The 17364-nt window shown below is 27.1% G+C and carries 15 protein-coding genes; 2 read left to right on the top strand and 13 right to left on the bottom strand.

What is annotated here, in order from left to right; genetic code table 11:
- Window positions 1–225 precede the first annotated feature (225 nt).
- From Fi14EGH31_RS15210 to Fi14EGH31_RS03100, 13 genes are all read right to left on the bottom strand, one after another.
- Complete coding sequence (locus tag Fi14EGH31_RS15210) at window positions 226–2727, bottom strand: Spaf_1101 family AAA-like ATPase (protein WP_117814156.1); 2502 nt, start codon at window positions 2725–2727, stop codon at window positions 226–228.
- On the bottom strand, window positions 2727–4388 hold the full coding sequence (locus Fi14EGH31_RS03150) for a hypothetical protein (RefSeq protein ID WP_117788846.1): 1662 nt from the start codon (window positions 4386–4388) through the stop codon (window positions 2727–2729). The genes Fi14EGH31_RS15210 and Fi14EGH31_RS03150 overlap by 1 nt, the downstream gene beginning before the upstream one ends.
- A 422-nt stretch (window positions 4389–4810) precedes the next feature.
- Window positions 4811–4978 (bottom strand): hypothetical protein, encoded by a 168-nt coding sequence (locus tag Fi14EGH31_RS03145; protein ID WP_158560107.1) that lies wholly within the window; start codon window positions 4976–4978, stop codon window positions 4811–4813.
- Window positions 4979–5133: 155 nt separating this feature from the next.
- Window positions 5134–5685, bottom strand: coding sequence for a VanZ family protein (locus tag Fi14EGH31_RS03140; protein WP_117788845.1), 552 nt, complete (start codon window positions 5683–5685; stop codon window positions 5134–5136).
- 165 nt (window positions 5686–5850) lie between these two features.
- A complete protein-coding gene (locus Fi14EGH31_RS03135) occupies window positions 5851–6399 on the bottom strand; it encodes a VanZ family protein (RefSeq protein ID WP_200765128.1) in 549 nt (182 codons plus the stop codon).
- 20 nt (window positions 6400–6419) lie between these two features.
- Window positions 6420–7304 carry a UTP--glucose-1-phosphate uridylyltransferase GalU gene (gene galU / locus Fi14EGH31_RS03130; RefSeq protein ID WP_118744005.1) on the bottom strand — a complete coding sequence of 295 codons (885 nt, stop codon included), beginning with the start codon at window positions 7302–7304 and terminating at the stop codon, window positions 6420–6422.
- Between the two features lie 302 nt (window positions 7305–7606).
- Entirely contained in the window at window positions 7607–8446 is an 840-nt protein-coding gene (locus Fi14EGH31_RS03125) for an ATP-binding protein (RefSeq protein WP_233544784.1), read from the bottom strand.
- A gap of 124 nt (window positions 8447–8570) precedes the next feature.
- Window positions 8571–8798: an AAA family ATPase gene (locus tag Fi14EGH31_RS15205; protein WP_233544782.1), complete on the bottom strand. Its 228-nt coding sequence runs from the start codon at window positions 8796–8798 to the stop codon at window positions 8571–8573.
- A gap of 113 nt (window positions 8799–8911) precedes the next feature.
- Entirely contained in the window at window positions 8912–10891 is a 1980-nt protein-coding gene (bilR, locus tag Fi14EGH31_RS03120) for a bilirubin reductase, long form (protein ID WP_200765127.1), read from the bottom strand.
- A gap of 4 nt (window positions 10892–10895) precedes the next feature.
- Window positions 10896–12806 (bottom strand): oxidoreductase, encoded by a 1911-nt coding sequence (locus Fi14EGH31_RS03115; protein ID WP_118347810.1) that lies wholly within the window; start codon window positions 12804–12806, stop codon window positions 10896–10898.
- 138 nt (window positions 12807–12944) lie between these two features.
- A complete protein-coding gene (locus tag Fi14EGH31_RS03110) occupies window positions 12945–13898 on the bottom strand; it encodes a hypothetical protein (RefSeq protein ID WP_118347812.1) in 954 nt (317 codons plus the stop codon).
- A 100-nt stretch (window positions 13899–13998) separates the two neighbouring features.
- Window positions 13999–15045 (bottom strand): helix-turn-helix transcriptional regulator, encoded by a 1047-nt coding sequence (locus Fi14EGH31_RS03105; RefSeq protein ID WP_032089537.1) that lies wholly within the window; start codon window positions 15043–15045, stop codon window positions 13999–14001.
- Between the two features lie 45 nt (window positions 15046–15090).
- Window positions 15091–16194 carry a sensor domain-containing diguanylate cyclase gene (locus Fi14EGH31_RS03100; RefSeq protein WP_158569615.1) on the bottom strand — a complete coding sequence of 368 codons (1104 nt, stop codon included), beginning with the start codon at window positions 16192–16194 and terminating at the stop codon, window positions 15091–15093.
- A gap of 483 nt (window positions 16195–16677) precedes the next feature.
- Between Fi14EGH31_RS03100 and Fi14EGH31_RS03095 the strand changes: the two genes are divergently transcribed.
- Together Fi14EGH31_RS03095 and Fi14EGH31_RS15665 are read left to right on the top strand one after the other, a co-directional pair.
- Window positions 16678–17247, top strand: coding sequence for a transposase zinc-binding domain-containing protein (locus tag Fi14EGH31_RS03095; RefSeq protein ID WP_158569616.1), 570 nt, complete (start codon window positions 16678–16680; stop codon window positions 17245–17247).
- Entirely contained in the window at window positions 17244–17333 is a 90-nt protein-coding gene (locus Fi14EGH31_RS15665; protein ID WP_158569617.1) for a transposase, read from the top strand. The genes Fi14EGH31_RS03095 and Fi14EGH31_RS15665 overlap by 4 nt, the downstream gene beginning before the upstream one ends.
- Window positions 17334–17364: the final 31 nt, after the last annotated feature.

Raw genomic sequence — 17364 nt, 5'->3', positions numbered from 1 at the left:
AACAGATAATACATACTATCTATTTTGTTATTTTCTCTCTCGAACAGTCTTTTATAATGCATAAGCAGTAATTATAAGTATTATTCATGAAAATCAAACAACCCTGCAAACTTGTTGAGAGCCATAATAGTTGGACTGCAAAAGATAGAACAAAATTGTAACTTAATCCTTATCTTTTTTATCACGATTTTATATTACATTTTTATCTCACATCATTATTCTAATTTATAATACATTTTTGTATATTTTAATCTTATGATTAAATGAATCTGTTCCACCTTCCATATAATTAATTATATTTTTTTTAATTTTTTTTGTGCCTGGATAGCCCTCATCTTTTATCCATCCATGATTTCCATTAGACTCCATTACACATACAAATTCAGACATAGTATTTGTAACTAATGCTGCATTATGAGTAGCAATTATTATTTGTCTTTTAGATTTTGTGTCTCTTATTTGTTTTACAAGATTCTTATAAATATATTGATTATCTAAATTATCCTCGGGTTGATCAATAATTAATGGTGTATAATCATTTGAATAATCACTATATCCAAGAATAAAATCTAACATTGCAACAACTTTTTGTCCAAGACTTAAATCTTTTACATCTCTATAATTTTCATTTGATATTTTTGAACCATTTTTTGAATCTATATTAAATTCCAAAGTGAATTCTTCATTATTTTTAAGAAAATTTATCAAATAATTTTTTATTAATTCCAAGTTTATATTTTCAAACATTTTATATATTTTATTTAAAATATCTTTTTCCCCCATAAAATCTATATTCTTTTTGTCTAAATCTTTTGAGAATTTTGAATCTTTTGCATAATTTATTAATGAATATTTAGTTGTATCAAGATTCCTTTTATATAAAAATTGTAACAAATTATTTAATCCTTCTTGATCATATACTCTTAATAAGTATTCACAAAGTTCTTCATTGGAAATTCTATAATTAAAAAATGACTTATTTCTATTATTGTTTCCAAATAACCACTTATACAAATTTGGTTCTTCATAATAATCAGTTAATTTATGTATAATTCTTAATAATCCCTTTTGATGTTCATTAAAAGGATTAATTTCATTATTAATTTTCTCTTGTCTTTTTATTCTATATGTTTCAATTATTTTTGTTATATTCTCTAAATCACTATACTTTACTTTTTTTATCATATTTGAGTATGTTCTTATTGATTTATTATTAAACATTGTTGAAAATATAAAATCATTTATTTTTTTATCACTTGCTGTATTCACTAAATCATTTACAGAATAAGTTATATTAAACATTTCATTTAGTAATTTACTCTTATTCTTACATTTATTTAAAACTGGAACAGTTGTATTAGTCACTTCATAGATTTCTAAATTATTAATAAAAGCAAATGTTTTTATTGATTCATCATATTTATATTTATATCTATATTTATTTTCTATATTTTTTCCAAAATATTGATATATATGTTTATCTTTTTCTTTATATGGCATATTCATTGCCAATACATATTCTTTTCCTTCTAAATAATATAAAATAAACACCGCCCCGTGATTACAAATAAATTCCAGTTTTCTTTCATTATCACATCGTTGTCGAAAAACATATTCAATAAGTTGTAATACTGTTGACTTTCCTGTACCTCTTCCTCCAATAAGACAATTTAATGATGGAGAAAATTTCATAATAAACTCATCATTATTTCCTGTTAAATATGGCAAATTACTATCTGCTATATTTTTAATATATATTCCTTCTATATATTTTGTGTGTTGTATTGCTTCCTCATGAAAAAAAACCGAAACATCATAATCAACCATTGCTTCTCTAAATAAATCTAGACCTAACTTTTCACCATTAAGCCACATATATTTTGAATCCAAATCTTCTATACAATGTGAATCATTATCAAGAATAATATATGCTTTATCTTTATATGATCTATCTTTTACTCTAAAGCTTGTGCCATCTTTATGTTCTTCTTTTGAAACACCTATGTAATTTAAATAACCAGAATTATATAATTGTTTCCTATATCCACTAGCCATATGTGTATCTTTAAATAAATCTGCTGTATTTGCATGAGCTATGTAAGCAAATTCATTGAAATCTTTATTAAATTTCTTTAATACACTCAGACTTGTTTTATATGTCCCATCTTTTTCACTTAATATAATCTCATTTAAATAATTTTGAATATTGCTTATTTTATTTTTATTAAATATTCCAACAACATGTAGTTTATCTGCACATGAAATTTCAATTCCATAAATAACATGTGGATATATTTTGGAAGTATTATAATTTGATTTATAAATATCAATTGCTACTTCTAATTTTTCACATCCAACAATAGTATTGTGATCAGTAACAACGACTAGCTCAACACCATTATTTATTATTTTTGCAGCCATAATTATAAATGATATTAATTCTTTTTCATTTATGAAAATTTCTTTATATTTTTTAAATATTTTTCGAAAATCCAACATTGACATTGTTATATTCTTATCATCAATTATTTTTATTAATATTTCTTTTAACTTATCTACTGAACATTTTTTATAATCTTTATCCTCCCAATTTTTTAAAAGTCTATAATCATATGAGGAAGGAGTATGAACATGAATCAATGTCTTTCTTAAATATCCATAGCAATCTTTTTTTTTCTTTATTTTTTTATAAGCCTCATATTCTAGCACCACTTTTCTATCTGACATTACATTACATCACCTTTCATCATAAAATACTTTTCTAATTCTAATAATGATTCTAGTACATATTTTCTTGCTTCACATGCCTTTGAATAAGGTATATATCCTGTATGTGCTCCAGGAATTCTATATTTATTTAAGATATTATTATTAATGATTTCTTCTATTTTTCCACTACCTAATGCTTCTTTGCCTTCATCGCTTAATAATTTTTCTGTTTTATCTTTTAATTCATTTCCAAAGGAATTGCTACTTTTAACTTTAACTATACTATTTAATAAAGTTCGAACACTTCCCAGTTGTATAGATTTTTGTCCTTGTTTTATTTTTTCTATATTTCTATAATGTCCTTTCCAAGTTTTTGAAAATTTTGTAGTATCTAAATTATTAAAATAATCATCATCAATTGATTTAACTAACGGATTAATCAATTTTTCATTTAATTCAATTTCAATAACTCTAAAAAATTGCAATGCAAGCGCACTATAATCATTATTCTTTGCTAATATTCCTTTCGTTTGAGCATAAGAAATTTCAGCATTATCCAAAGCCATTTTTGCTCTATATGACAAATGTCTTGTTAATCTTATATCAGTAGATACTTTTTCTAAGTCATATTTATAGTCATTATTCCAAATTTCCTCTATTCTATCTTTCAAACCATATTGATCATAGTTTGATGCAATTATTTCCGAATAAACATAACCGACATAAATAATTGCAGTTTGATTTTTTTCTAAATATTTATCTTTTATTATATCAAAATAATGATTAATAATTTGAGAAATTGCTCGAGGTTCAATTTGTAGAAAAGCTTCTAAAATATTACAAATACAATCAAATTTATCAATTTTTATATGTAAATTTGGACTATTTAATTGGAATATTAAATTTAAAATTTGAGTAATATATTTTCCTGAATAAAATTTTTCTAATTTATTGGGCCATATTTCTTCATAAAACACAAAATAATTGTATGATTTTATTTTTGAATTTAATAAAATACCACCTATGTTTCTTGAAAATGAAAGTATGTGAGTCCATTTATCATATTCTATAATAAAATGTTTAATGTTATTATCAATTTTAAAATTTTTAAATTGTGTACTAGATTGTTTACAATAGTGAACACACTGATTTATACATTCGCCAGCTGCTATAATTGCATTTGAAAAAATATGACATATTTCATAAAAGAATTGATATTGTTGATTGAAATCTTCTTTTTTTATCACTATAGCCGTACCCAATTGTGATATCTCTTCTTTATTATTTTCAAAATAATCTATTTTCATATGTTGTAGACAATTAATTTTAAAATATAATTCCTGCATACCAGAAATTTTATTTCTAAGTCGTTTAATAGTATAGTCTAATTCTAAGTATTTCCCTAACAATACGTAATTATCTATTAATAAATTTTGGCAAAATGAATCTTTTTTTGAATACTTATTACTTTTTTTTAAACAATCTATTGATTCATCATAGTCACCTTTAACATAAAAAGCAATACCCTTTAAATAATAAATATCTGAATATCCTAAATCCTCTAAAATACCTATTTTTTTTATACATTCATCATAGTTTGAATTTTGAAATGATTCATTAAATTCACCCAAAACTTTTTTTATTTTATTTTCATTTATTTTCTTCTTAATAAAATTCATCTGTTACTCCTTTGATTATTATTTTAAATAATTACCATTATACGGTTTACTCATCATTTCAGATACCATTTTAAGTACTTCATTTCGATTAATATCAACATTTCTCTCGATATTTGTCAAATAAACATCTATATTATTTCCAGTTATTTTTTTAGCCCGCTTGCTTAATCCCATCATGCAATAAATATTTCTTCATTAGAACAATCATAAATATCTTCTTCATTTTTTTCATTGTATTGCATATCAAAAGCTTTTAAAAATTTTGAAAATGACGTATTTCCTAAAAAGGTATTTACCTTGTGAAATATATATATAAAGATAATATTTTTTTTACTTTATCTCTACGTGCAACCTTTCTTTAAACATTTTCTCAATCCCATTAAAAAAAATCATACAATAAATCAATTCAATCAGCTTTCTTCTTATTTTACAATTATATCCCTTTTAATACCGATTGATTTCATTAACTGCATTGGTATTGTTGAATAGCCCTTTTTTTCATCGATAGCATTTTTAAAGAAGTTTTTATCCGATTCAAATATAATATGTATTTTTCCATCGTCCGTACTAAGTATTCTTTCTTCTTTCAAAGTATTTTTTCCCCCCTTTTCTACGTTTTTTGCTATCGCTTACATTTGCAGATAAAATAAAAGATAACACATATTATTATACAACTTGTGTTATCTATTTACTGTTTTCGTTCACGAACGGCTACTTTTCGTACGTGAACGACATATATTTACTTTTATTTACAACTTTTTCTTAATATTCCATTGCTTATCAATATACCTATTAAAAAACCTAAACTATTATGAATAATATCATCAAATTCAAATAAACCTCTACATAAAACTAATTGCAATAACTCAATAGAAAAAGAAATACAACAACCTATTAATAATCCTATTTTCCAATCTATCTTTTTACCATATGCTAATGGTAAAAAGATACCAATTGGTAAAAGCATTACAATATTTAATATATTTTCTAATAACAAATCATATCTAGAAGCAGTTCCTAATCTCCCTATAGGATGAATAATCTCTTTCCAAGACCAAAATACTTCCAATTGATATTTTCTAGTACTTGGTAATCTAGAAAATACTGTTGATCCATAAACATGTAAAAGATAAATAATAAACAAGATACTAAAACACATTTGTGTTTTAGTTATCTTATTCTTTTTATAATATCTTTCTAATATGATAAAACTGATAATCATTACAATAATTACAGTTATTAATTCTATTTTACTCCATTTAGGATAATGAGAAATAATGGTTTGAAATATATCCAATGTTTTAACTACTAATATACTGTATATTTATACAACATACTTTTTCCTTTCTACCAGCCTTGGTTGTTCGTCATTATTTGTATCTTATTATTGTACAAGATACAAATAATGTAAACATAAAATTTAGATCAAATAGCAAAAAAGCAGCCTCTAAATTTAAGGCTACTAGCTTATTTTATTCATTAATAATACTTTGTTAATAATCACTATTCCTATTAAAAAACCCAAACTATTATGAATAATATCATCAACATCAAACATTCCTCTACATAAAACCAATTGCATCAATTCAATAGAAAAAGAAATACAAAAACCTATCAATAAACCTACCTTCCAATCTATCTTTTTACCATATACTAATGGTAAAAAGATACCTAAAGGTAAAAGCATAATAACATTTAATATATTCTCCAAGAACAATTCATATTTTGGATATGTAGTATTCATTGAATTTAATATTTCTTTCCATGACCAAAATACTTCTAACTTACATATTCTTTTACTTGGTAATCTAGAAAAAACAGTAGATCCATAAACATGCAATAAATAGATAATAAATAAAACACAAAAAAACATTTGTATTTTATTTATTTTATCTTTTTTATAAAATCTTTCTAAAATAATAAAGCTTATAATCATTACTATAACTACAGCAATTAATTCTATTTTACTCCAATGAAGATAATGAGAAATAACAGTTTGATATATATCCAATTTAAATTACCTTCCTATCACTACTTATTATTGACAATATCTTGAATATGTTTACTTACTTGATCATGTAAATCTTCTCTATCTAAGGCAAAATCTATTGTTGCTTTGATAAATCCAAATTTATCCCCTACATCATATCTCTTTCCTTTAAAATCATACGCATACACTGCTTGTCTATCTAACAATCTTTTAATGGCATCTGTTAATTGGATTTCTCCTCCTGCTCCTTTTCCTTGTGTTTCTAACAATTCAAAGATTTCAGGTGTCAATACATATCTTCCTAAGACTGCTAGTTGACTTGGTGCTTTCTCTACTACTGGTTTTTCTACCATATCTGTTAATTTTACCAGTCTTCCCTTTGCTGGATGTGATTTTGATGGTTCTACGATTCCATATTTGCTGACATCTTTTTTATCGACTGTTTGTACTCCAATTACTGATGCTGATGTCTTTTCATATTGTTCTATGAGTTGTTTTAAAGCTGGTTTCCCTTCTTTATTGTCAACCATATCATCTCCTAGTAGTACTGCAAATGGTTCATCTCCTATAAAAGATTTAGCACAAAGTACTGCATGTCCTAATCCTTTTGGTTCCTTTTGTCTGATATAGTAGATATTGGCCATATCTGCTATATCTTGAATCATTTTTACTTGTTCTAGTTTTCCTGATTCTTTTAATCTTTCTTCTAGTTCATAGTTTTTATCAAAATGATTTTCCATTGCATGTTTATTACTGTTTGTAATAATCAGGATTTCTTCTATTCCACTGTCTACTGCTTCTTGAATGATATATTGGATTATTGGAATATCTACGATTGGCAACATTTCTTTAGCGATTGCTTTTGTTGCTGGTAGGAATCTTGTTCCTAATCCTGCTGCTGGTATAATTGCTTTTCTTACTTTCATAACTTCCTCCTCAATATAATAATCAACAGTTATAAATTATTATTTTTTATTTTTTTGACATAAAAAAATAAAATAATGTCGTTGAGTAAAAAATACTGCTGGTTAGTAATGATATAAATAAAAAGTTTTGTTTTTTTACTTATTATCGAATATCGATAATAAGTAAATAAGCTAATTGTATGATGCAGAAAAAAGACAAAATAAATATGTTGGAAAACTTACATACTTATTTTGTCTTTTTCATATTTTGAAGTACTTAAAAATTATAAGTCACTATTTTATAGTTCTAAAATTAAATATTTTTAATCAGTTAAACCTAATAACCAGTCTCTTGCATTAATACGTCTAATACCATCATATTGAATTTTTGAATCTTCATCCATTGTTAAAATAACTTTAGGATAATGATCACGAATAGCTTGGAGTGGTCTTAATTCTCTTTGAAGTGTTTTTTCATCTCTTACAATAAGAGCTACCTGATAATAAATTGTACCTTTATGACTTTGTGCAACAAAATTAACTTCATAATTATCAATTTTACCAACATATACATCATATCCTCTTCTCAATAATTCTAAATACACAACATTTTCTAAAATATGTCCTATATCCATCATTTTAGAGCCCAATAACATATATCTCATCCCAATATCCACAATATAATATTTTTCTAGTGATTTTAAATACTCTTTTCCTTTAATATTATATTTTTTAGCTGGATATATAATATAACTTTCACTGAAAGCCTCTAAATACTTTTCTACGGTCCTTGAATTTATTTTTCTTCCCAATGATGTCATTGTATCTGAAATTTTTTTAGATGATAAAGGATTGCCTATATTATCAAATACAAATTTTAAAATGCTCTTTAACATCATTGTATCTGTTATATTTTTTCTATGGACAATGTCTTTTACAACAATTGTATTATAAATACCTTCAAGATAATCACGTATTTCATCAAGTTGATTCTTTAACTGAAGAGCATATGGAAATGAACTATTTTGTAAATACTCTGTATATTTTATTCCTCTATCATTCATATTTCCTGTACTTTCCATATATTCTTTAAAAGATAACGGCAACATTTCTATTTGAATATATCTTCCTGAAATCATTGTCGCTATTTCACTTGTTAACATATAAGCACATAAATATCTACATTATCTTTAATATAAAGACTATCTAATACTTTTGGAAATTAATCTACATTTTGAATTTCGTCCAAAAAGATATACGTCATTTTATTTAGTATAAGTTTTTCTTTTAAATAATTATATAATTTTTATAATTTGTTAATTCTTCATAATCAAAATCTTCAAAGTTAATAGTTACAATTTGACTTTCTTTAACTCCGTTATTTTTTAAATAATCTTGATACATTTTTAAAAGTACTGATTTTCCACATCGTCTTACCCCTGTTACAATTTTAATCAATTGTTTATCTTTCCATGTTATTAACTTGTTTAGATACTCTTTTCTTTCGATAATCATAAATGCATCATCTCTTTATCACATTGTAATACAATAAATATTTAAAATTAAAAAGTTTTTGTACTGTGATACAAAAACTTTCAAAAATATACATTCTATTACATTATTATCTATTAACCTATTTCATTAGCAGCATGATAAGCTGTTCTAATAGCACTTGCTATATCAGCAGTTCTTTCACCAGAACAATCTCCTACACAAACATGAGGAATTGTAATAGATGAATCATCAAAGATATTTTTCTTTGATCCTAAAGCATTAATAATTGTATCTGCTTTGATTTGATCATTTGCTGTATAGACAATATTGTTTTCAATATGATCTACTTTTGTATTTACTAATTGCTTAACATTATGATCTGCAAAGTCTTTCATCATTAATGGTAAAACAGTTGTAGATTCACCAGCAGCAATTTTATCCATCATTTCTACAATTGTCACTTGATGACCTTTATTTGCTAGATATTCAGCAGTTTCAGCACCTACTAAACCTCCACCAATAACCACACAATCACCAGTAACTTCTTGTCCGTTTAAAACATCCCAGCTAGAAACAATATTGCTGTTATCATGAGGAATTGGCATTTCCATATTATGTGCCCCTACAGCAATAATAGCATAATCATAACTATTGATATCTTTCGCTTCTTCATTTAAATGAATATCAACATTTAATGTAGGTAACACTTTTTGATAATATTCAACACTTCTTAAGATTTCATTTTTTCTTGGTGGAACAGAGGCAATGTTGATTTGTCCTCCTAAATAATCAGCTTTTTCAAATAAAGTCACTGTATGTCCTTTAACTGCAGCAACTCTTGCTGCTTCTAAACCAGCAATACCTCCACCAATAACAACTACTTTTTGAGGATTATTTGTTGGTTTAATTGAAACAGTAGCTTCATTTCCATTTTCAGCATTTAAAACACATGAAATGTATTGTCTATTTTGAATTGCATCAACGCATCCTTTATTACAGTTTAAACATTCTCTAATGCATTCTCCTTTTTTCACTTTTAAAGCAATATCAGGATCAGTTAATAAAGAACGTCCATAACCAATCATATCAGCGTCTCCATCATTTAAGATTTTTTCACCAGCTTCTACACTTACCACTCTACCTACTGTTGCTACTGGAATAGAAACAACTTCTTTAACTTTTCTAGCAACTGGTAATGTCCAATTATATGGCACATCTCCCATTGGTGGAATCGTATCTCCCATATTTCCTGTATGGTTGGCTTGAGCTACTTGAATCATGTCAACGCCTGCTTCTTCTAGTTTTTTCGCAAAAGCAATTCCTTCAGCTTCTTTTAAACCACCTTTACCTCTTAAACTTCCATCTTTATTTAAAGTAATAATTGGAAGTTTATATTCAATTGTTAAATCAGGTGCTGCTTCTTTAATTGCTTTAACAACTTCTAAAGCATAACGAATTCTATTTTCAAAAGAACCACCATATACATCACTTCGATGATTTAATACTTCGGAACATAAAGAACCTAACAAACGATCGCCATGAACTTCAATCGCATCAATACCAGCAAGCATTGCTTTATGCGCACAACTCGCAATACTTTCTTTAATTTGATTTAATTGTTCAACTGTTGCTTCATTTACAAAATGTTGCATATCATGATGTAATTTAGCATACGCATCTTTTGTAAGCTTTTGTGCTAATTCTGTTTGTTTTAAAGCTTCTTTTTCATTTCCTTCTGCCTTTGCTTGAGCTGCCTTTTGACGTGCTATTCCTGCTTCCATAATCATTTTACCAACACCAGGAACATCATATTCAGGATGGAAAAGTTGTAAAGCTACTTTACAATCATATTGATGTAATGTATCAGCTAATTTTTTAAAGGCAGGTATTTGTTCATCACTATAAAGTTTAGGTGTAGGTGATGCTGTACGCACTGGTGCAACATCTCCAATAACAACATAAGAAACTCCACCTTTCGCTAATCTTTCATAAAAACTTAAACTTTTTTGACCAATAGATCCATCTCTTTCTTCATACCCTGTTGTAAGAGGTGGAAACATAATTCTGTTTTTTAATGTCATTTTCCCTACTTGGATTGGTTCTAATAGTTTCATATTATTATATCTCCTTTGTTATTTGATATGCATTTGTAATAGCATCTTTTAATGTTCCAATTTTTTGACAATCACCAATTAAATGAGCATTTTCAATTGGTGAAGAAATTGGATTATAACCTACTGCAAATACTAAAGTATCCACATCATCTAATACATATTCTTGATGATTCTTTTCATATTTAATAGTATTTTCATCAACATATGTAATCTTAGAATTTAATTCAATCTTCACACCTTTTTCCATCATACGTCTTGTAAGCAATGATTTAGTAGCTCCTGATTCCCCTGTCATTAATCCATTCGTCATTTCAATTAAAGTAATATCTCTATTTGTAGGGAATAAATCATTAATCAATGGTGCTAAATAATCTGCTGTTTCACAACCAACAGAACCACCACCAATAATTACGATCTTTCTACCTGGAAATTTTTTACCAGATAAAATATCATCAGCCGTCATTGTTTGTTTAAAGACTTTATAAGGTTCGATTTCTTTAGGTGTTGCTCCTACTGTTGTAATAATTTCATAATCTTTAAATTCATTTTCAATCATTTCTTTAGTCACTGTTGTATTTAAACGAACATCAACACCTGTTAATTGGCTCTTCATATATTTAACTACTTTAGTAATTTCTTGTTTACCAATAGGCACACAAGCAATATTTAATTGACCACCTAAACGATCACTTTGTTCACATAAAACAACTTCATGTCCACGTTTTTTTGCGACATAAGCAGCTTCCATTCCTGCTGGTCCACCACCAACAACAAGTACTTTTTTCTTAACAGGAGCTTCATCAATTTCTTCTTTTTCAACAGCTGGATTGACTGTACAACTAATTGGTTTACCAAACATAATTCCTGTTAAACATCTTCCACAACCAATACATGGTCTAATTTCATCTATTTTTCCTGCTTTTGCTTTGTTCGCAAATTCACTATCACATAAATTAGGACGACCAATCATACACGCATCACAAACACCATTAGCGATTAACTCATCTGCTACCCAAGGTTCGTTGATACGCGAAACTGTTGCCACTGGAATAGATACATGTTTTTTAATTTCTTCACTTGCATGTTTATGTGGTGCCGGAGCTGTTCCACTTGCTGGCATTGAACTTCCTTTTTTAATGGTATTTCCTCCAGAAACATGAATAAAGTCAACGGTTGCTTTTTCTAATTGTTTAGAGACATAGATCATATCATTAAGTGTTAAACCACCATCACTGTATTCATCTCCTGAAATACGCACATCAATGATAAAATCTCTACCACATTGTTTTCTTACTTCTTCAATAACTTCTAAAGTTAAACGTAATCTTCCATGAATATCTCCACCATATTCATCTGTTCTTTTATTATATAAAGGCGTTAAAAATCCTCCTAATAAACCATGTGCATGGGCTGCTTGGATTTCAACTCCATCTCCCCCTGCTTTTTTAAAACGTAAAGCAGCTTCACCAAATTGTTTAACAATCACTTTTAATTCTTCTTTTGTTACTTCTCGAGGGGCACTTTTAGCATAATATGGTCCTACATTTGAAGGAGCAATCAATTGTGGTGTCCCAGGAATTGGAAAAGCCATATAAGCTGGATGAAAGAGTTGTGATAAGATTTTAGTATCATATTGATGTACTGCATCTACAAGTTTTTTCCATCCAGGAATATAAGAATCATCATAGATTGACATATCTCCTGGTAAATATGTATATGTAGGTTCTACAGTTGTAACTTCAGTTACAATAAGTCCTACTCCACCTTTTGCTCTAGCTGCATAGTGCTTTACTAACGCATCTGTTACATAACCTTTATCTGCAAGATTAGTTGATAAAGGTGGCATAAAAATACGATTTTTTACTGTTATATTTCCTATTTTAATAGGTGTAAATAAATGTTCATAAGTATTCATAATAAGTCTCCTTTTTCCTCATGTTTATTTTATCACAAGCATTTCCCAAAAACGTTATCATTTCTAGCTATTTACATCTATTTTTTGTCATCAAAAATAAAAGCAAGGACAAAATATCGTCCTTGCCAGCAAATACCATTAAGCTTCAAAATATTTTTTTATTTCTAAAACTTCATCTTCAGAAACTTTTAACAATTCAACTGCTTTTGAAAACGAAATACTTAAGCTATTCATCAAATTTGTTATTAATTCAATATTTTTCTTTCTTCTTTCCAATTTTTGTCCTTGTTCAAGCCCCATAGAATGTCCTTTTTCTATATTTTCTCTGGCTATCATTTCTCCTAAATTACACATCTTTTTAACCTCCTTCTCTATTTCTTCAAATCCATATTCTTTCATAACTTCTTTCTTTATCAAAAGATCATATGTATTATTTAAAAAGATGACTAACGGTGTCTTGATCCAATCACTATCTTCATACTTATCTTTGATATCATGATCTTTATTTAAGTATATCATAATCTGTTCGCTTTTATCATAACTTTCTAACCTTTCAATAGTACTTCCACTGATATTTTCTAATTTAGAGTTTATACAATTGACATGACCATCTCGCTTTTTAGTAGCTTGTGGAAGTATCCATATGACATAGGTCTTTTTCATTCCATCATAGTTTCTATAATCATATTCCTTTCCATTTTGACTGGTAATCATTCTTGAAAGATAATCATTTCCTCTTGTTAGCAGGGCATATCCGGGATTCTCTACATTTTGTATCTCTACATCTAGATAAATTCTTTTCATTGTTCCATCAGCTTGTGGCAGATTGATACAGCAGAAATAATCAAATTCCACTCTTCCATGATGAGCAATATCGATGACATTATTTAGCTGTTGGAAATAAGAATTTCCTTCCCGATCCTTCTTTTCTTTAATAAGTTCAATGATTTCTTCTAAAGATACATCCTTAGCTTCTTTAATAAATCCTTTAATGATTCTTCCTAAGATTTCAGGATGTCCTAATATTCTTTTACAGAGTTTATCAATCATAATAATATGATCATTTGATGTGATTTCTAGTACTTTGTCCATATAATTTTTCCTCCTATTATTATATAGACAATTTTTGGATGTTTTTCTTTTTATTTTTTTAAAAAAGTAAAAAAATAACAATAAATAATTGTTTTTATTGTTATTTCTTTGGTTTAATAGTTAAAATGTTATTTTCTTGTAATAAAGAGAGTTGATCTATATTTTTAAATAAATATATGCTTTGTTGATTTTCTTTATCTATATCAAGATATTCATCTTGATATAGATGATGATCATTTATTAAATGTTGAATCAAGGCAATTTGTTTTTGATCCAAATGCATTCTTTGTTCTTTATTTTCCTTATTATATTTCAAGTTTTTTTGAAATTGTTTACGATAAACACTTGGTGTAATCCCATATAAATCTTTAAATGCTTGACTATAAGCCTTTGCAGACATTCCACAAGAAAATGCAATCTCATCAATTGAATCCTTTCCTGCTAACAGTTTTTCTAATGAATGTCGTATTCTTACCATTGATAAATATTTTACAAAACTAACACCTGTATATTTTTTAAATAAACGTGAAGCATAGGAGATACTAAAAGAAAGATTTTGAGCAACATCTTCTAAATGAATATCTTCTTGGTAATGTTGATCAATGAATAAAATAGCTTTCATATAATTTTCATGATTTTTAGAAGAAAGTGGTAAATTTTCTAAAGAGAATTCTTGATTCTGACTAATCATGTAAATTAATTTTGATATTACTAAATTTAATAAATAGATGTTATCTTTGTTTTCAATAAAATGTAAAAGTAAGATGCCTAATTGTTGTTTTATTTGAAATAATAGAGATTTATTTTGATTTTCTCTACAAATAAGAGATTGAAAACTATGATCTATATCTCCTACCATATAATGAGGTAAATAAGAAAAATCAATATGTAATGTTAAAATAATACTTTCTTTTTCATTCATCTTTAACATATGAATATCATTAGGAGCAATAATAGCTAATTCATGTTCATAAATAACAGTCGACATTTTTTCTGTAATAACTTCATAACTTCCTTTTAAAACATAAGAAATTTCTAAAGAAGATTGTCTTGAAAAAACTTGTCGATCAAATTGATTAATACTTAGACTTAATGGATATTCAAATTTTTGACCAGAAAAGTCATAATAATAATTCATATTTTGCATAGTCTCATCTCTTTTCATTAACATTATTATATCATAAAAAAATGGTTAGCTTTCAATACCAACCATTTCATTTTCATAAAAATTTGCTTTATTTTCATACATTTTAGTATCTGCTTCTTTGATGAGTTCATCAACATCGTTTATATTATAGCACCAAGAAACACCTACAGAACACGAAATACCATTTTGTTCTAAATACTTCTTTGATTGTTCAACTTGCTTTATAAAACTAGCTTCTTTAACATCTACTGAAAGAACAACAAATTCATCCCCACCAAAACGATAAGCTTTTCTAGGAAAACACTCATTAATCAAATAAGCAGTTTTCTTTAAAACGGCATCACCTTCTAAATGTCCTTGTAAGTCATTGATCTTTTTTAATCCATTTAAATCAAAATAAGCAATACCAATATCCTTATTTTGACTTTCTTTAATCTTATCAATTCGTTCTATCAAAGCATTACGATTAAAAATATGCGTCATTGAATCTAAATAACTCATTGTTTTTAATTTTTGTTCCTGTTGTTTTCTATTCATACTCTCAGAAACAAAGAAAACAACCGAAGATAATAAGCTACTATTATCACATCTTCTTCGTAGATTATCAACACCCAAAAATCCAGTAATAATTTCATTTTCTATCAAAGGCGCTGCAATAAGACTCGTTATATTTTGTAATTTTAAAAGACGATAGGTTTCAGAATTTTTATCAACCTCATCTTCTAAACTTTTTAAATAAAATGTTCCATCAACCTTAAAACGATCTAACCAATATTGAATAGTTTCTAAAGAAACATTTTGCAAATTATTTATTTCCGGAGTTGCCCCTTCTTCTGTATACTCAAAAAGATTAGATGTCGTATTTTGTTCATAGTCTATTTGAAAAATATAGGCACGATCACCTTGAAAAAACTCAGTAATAAGACATAACAAATCATTAATAGCATCATCGATTTCACTATGATAAGTTAAAGCGTGAATACATCTATTTAATGTCGTTGCTGCAAGTAAAGATTCTTTTAATTCTATTTGACTTTTTTCATACTTTTTTGACATTCGATAATAAACAATTGCAAAAATCATCACAAGTAATAAAACAAGCATAAAAATAACAAGTAATGGATACCTTTTTATTGCTTCAACTACCATACTAGCACCCCCTTTCATTAAAAATTTTATTTTAGATTATTATATTCACATGTCAATTAAAAAAATGTCGGTTTTAGACTAAATAATTTTATAGGTTTTCCTACATTTTTATTTTATTCTTTACAGCAACCATCAATATTTATTACAAATATAAGTGTCTGCTGCAAATACATTAGCAGGCACTTGTGTAAAGATTATCATAACGTAAGTATACTTGCCATTATTTTACTTATCCTTACATTCATTTTTTCTTTTTTTGCTCTGGTATTTAAAATAGATTATAGTAAATAATTCCATGTACATCTTTATTTTACTATTTATGGCACCTTATTTTTAAATTAGGTGTGAAATGTCGTTTTTGAGGTGTGAAATGCAAAAAATAAATATCATATTTTTATGATAAAAAAGGGATAAATTTTGTCCACATGGTAATAATCTTTGAAGATTATTACCTTTTTCTTTAAAATGTTAGTTGGTGATTTTATGATTGATGATACTAACTATGCTGACTGCCTTGCTTTATACAATTTTAGTCATGTCGATAAGATCAAAGGCAAGGAATCTTTTTCCTATATCTTTAATGACAATATCAACTATATCCGTTCTCTTTATAATAGAGGTAAGATCAGAAATGTTACCTATGATACCATCCAGAAAACTATTCTTTATGGTTCTATCTATCTTGGCTATGATCTTTTTGTCTGCCCTCATTGCGGCAACGAATCTATCGTTCCTCACAAATGTCACTCCAAGCTCTGTACTTCTTGTGGCTCTAAAGAGGCTAAATTGCGTGCTGTCCATATTTTCTCTATCGCTCTCGATGCCAAGCACCGTCATATTGTCTTTACCATTCCAAAACATCTAAGAAGTTATTTTATTAAAGACAGATCCCTTTTGAATCTTCTTTTTATTGGTGCCAGAAACACCCTTGCCTGTGTTTTTAATGATGCAAAGTACAGAAAAATCAAAAAGAAAAAGCTCTTTATTAAAAAAGCAAATTCCCCTACTCTTATAAAAATAACAGAAACAAAATCGTTTTCGGTTCTGTTTTGACTTTACATACTTTTGGCAGAGATTTGAAATGGAATCCCCATATCCACTGCCTTGTTTGTGAAGAAGCTTTTGATACAAAAAAATAAAATGAAGAACTTTTATTTCCTGTGAAAAACT

Origin of the sequence: Faecalibacillus intestinalis, from assembly GCF_015097455.1 — a bacterium.
GTDB classification, from domain to species: Bacteria; Bacillota_I; Bacilli_A; order Erysipelotrichales; family Coprobacillaceae; genus Faecalibacillus; species Faecalibacillus intestinalis.
This window is presented reverse-complemented; position numbering and strand designations above follow the sequence as displayed.

Excerpts from the sequence above, each read along its gene's own strand:
- Fi14EGH31_RS15210 (WP_117814156.1), bottom strand. The coding sequence starts at position 2,727 with ATGTCAGATAGAAAAGTGGTGCTAGAATATGAGGCTTATAAAAAAATA.
- Fi14EGH31_RS03150 (WP_117788846.1), bottom strand. The coding sequence starts at position 4,388 with ATGAATTTTATTAAGAAGAAAATAAATGAAAATAAAATAAAAAAAGTT.
- galU (WP_118744005.1), bottom strand. The coding sequence starts at position 7,304 with ATGAAAGTAAGAAAAGCAATTATACCAGCAGCAGGATTAGGAACAAGA.
- Fi14EGH31_RS03125 (WP_233544784.1), bottom strand. The coding sequence starts at position 8,446 with ATGTTAACAAGTGAAATAGCGACAATGATTTCAGGAAGATATATTCAA.
- Fi14EGH31_RS15205 (WP_233544782.1), bottom strand. The coding sequence starts at position 8,798 with ATGATTATCGAAAGAAAAGAGTATCTAAACAAGTTAATAACATGGAAA.
- bilR (WP_200765127.1), bottom strand. The coding sequence starts at position 10,891 with ATGAAACTATTAGAACCAATCCAAGTAGGGAAAATGACATTAAAAAAC.
- Fi14EGH31_RS03115 (WP_118347810.1), bottom strand. The coding sequence starts at position 12,806 with ATGAATACTTATGAACATTTATTTACACCTATTAAAATAGGAAATATA.
- Fi14EGH31_RS03110 (WP_118347812.1), bottom strand. The coding sequence starts at position 13,898 with ATGGACAAAGTACTAGAAATCACATCAAATGATCATATTATTATGATT.
- Fi14EGH31_RS03105 (WP_032089537.1), bottom strand. The coding sequence starts at position 15,045 with ATGCAAAATATGAATTATTATTATGACTTTTCTGGTCAAAAATTTGAA.
- Fi14EGH31_RS03100 (WP_158569615.1), bottom strand. The coding sequence starts at position 16,194 with ATGGTAGTTGAAGCAATAAAAAGGTATCCATTACTTGTTATTTTTATG.
- Fi14EGH31_RS03095 (WP_158569616.1), top strand. The coding sequence starts at position 16,678 with ATGATTGATGATACTAACTATGCTGACTGCCTTGCTTTATACAATTTT.